This is a genomic window from Algibacter sp., assembly GCF_049667265.1.
Lineage (GTDB): Bacteria > Bacteroidota > Bacteroidia > Flavobacteriales > Flavobacteriaceae > Algibacter_B.
Map to the genome: position 1 here is coordinate 1 of NZ_JBATHX010000172.1, position 1522 is coordinate 1522.

A 1522-nucleotide genomic window follows, 5' to 3' on the forward strand; every position below is an offset into this window, starting at 1 on the left:
GTCTCGGCATCCTTAATTAATAATGAATCAGAAACATTTAAAAAATTAAATATAATAGGTTTGCTTACGCCGGTATCTAACAGAAATGAAAGTGTTACACCATTAATTTCAACAGGAAAAATAATTAAATTGTTAATTAATTTAAATCTAATTTTATCAGATTGATTTTTATTTTGAATAATAAATTTATCTTGAGAAAAGCTTAATGGCCCTAAACAGAAAAAAAATAATACAATAACAATCCTTTTTGGCATTTCGAAGTAATTAATTCTCCTATCAATTTACAAATCTTAAACTTAACATAATTATTTACTACTACTTTTTAAAAAAACTTTAAGATAATTTTCTCAACTTTGTTGCTTAAATAGTTATAAATGCCAACAATATCTAAAAAAGGTCAGGAAATGCCTGCTTCACCAATTCGAAAACTCGTTCCGTTTGCTGAAGAAGCTGCTGAAAAAGGGAAAAATATTTATTACTTAAACATTGGGCAGCCAGATATTAAAACGCCTGAAATAGCCTTACAAGCTGTTAAAGATAATGATATTGAGATTTTATCTTATTCTAGATCCGAAGGTTCCGACGTCTACAGAAAAAAACTAGCTCAGTATTATAAAAATAACAACATCCATGTTTCGTTTAAAGACATTATAGTGACTTCTGGCGCAAGTGAGGCGTTACTTTTTTTATTTAGTAGCATTATGGATCCAGGTTATGAAGTTATCATTCCAGAACCCTTTTATGCCAATTACCTGGCATTTTCCAGATCTTCAGGAGTTAAGGTTGTTCCTATAATTTGTGATATAAATGATAATTTTGCCCTACCACCTATTGATGATTTCGAAAAACTAATCACGCCTAAAACCAAAGCTATATTAATTTGCAATCCAGGAAATCCAACGGGTTACTTGTATTCAAAAGAAGAAATAGAAAAACTAGCGTCCCTGGCTATTAAACATGATTTGTTTTTAATTGCAGATGAAGTTTATAGAGAATTTGTTTATGATGGGAATAAACATTATTCGATAATGCAAGAAAATGGTATTGAAGAGCACGCTGTAATTATCGATTCCGTATCAAAACGCTATAGCATGTGTGGCGCACGTGTAGGCTGCTTAGTTTCAAAAAACAAACTGGTTATGGAAACCGTGCTTAAATTTGCTCAAGCCAGATTAAGTCCGCCTACATACGCTCAAATAGCTAGTGAAGCTGCACTTGATACACCACAAAGTTATTTTGATGATGTCATTGAAGAATATGTAGGCAGAAGAGACACTTTAATAGCCGAATTAAACAAAATTGAAGGTATTAAAGTTGCAAAACCTAAGGGTGCATTTTATTGTATTGTGGAATTACCCGTAAAAAATACTGATAAATTTGCACAATGGCTGCTTGAAGAATTTGATGTTGATAATGAAACCATAATGGTGGCACCAGCTGATGGATTTTATTCAACTCCTGGCATGGGTTTAAGCCAAATTAGAATTGCTTACGTACTTAACAAACCAAGCCTAATAAAAGC

1 protein-coding gene and 1 pseudogene are annotated in these 1522 nt (G+C 31.9%); one reads left to right on the forward strand and one right to left on the reverse strand.

Annotated features, from left to right (window positions below; translation table 11 throughout):
* A pseudogene (locus WBN21_RS06320) lies at positions 1 to 254 on the reverse strand (signaling protein); the annotation flags it as partial.
* A 120-nt stretch (positions 255 to 374) separates the two neighbouring features.
* On the opposite strand from WBN21_RS06320, the gene WBN21_RS06325 reads away from it, so the two are divergent.
* Positions 375 to 1522 (forward strand): pyridoxal phosphate-dependent aminotransferase (locus WBN21_RS06325; RefSeq protein ID WP_424198528.1); only part of this gene is annotated, 1148 nt, incomplete at its 3' end.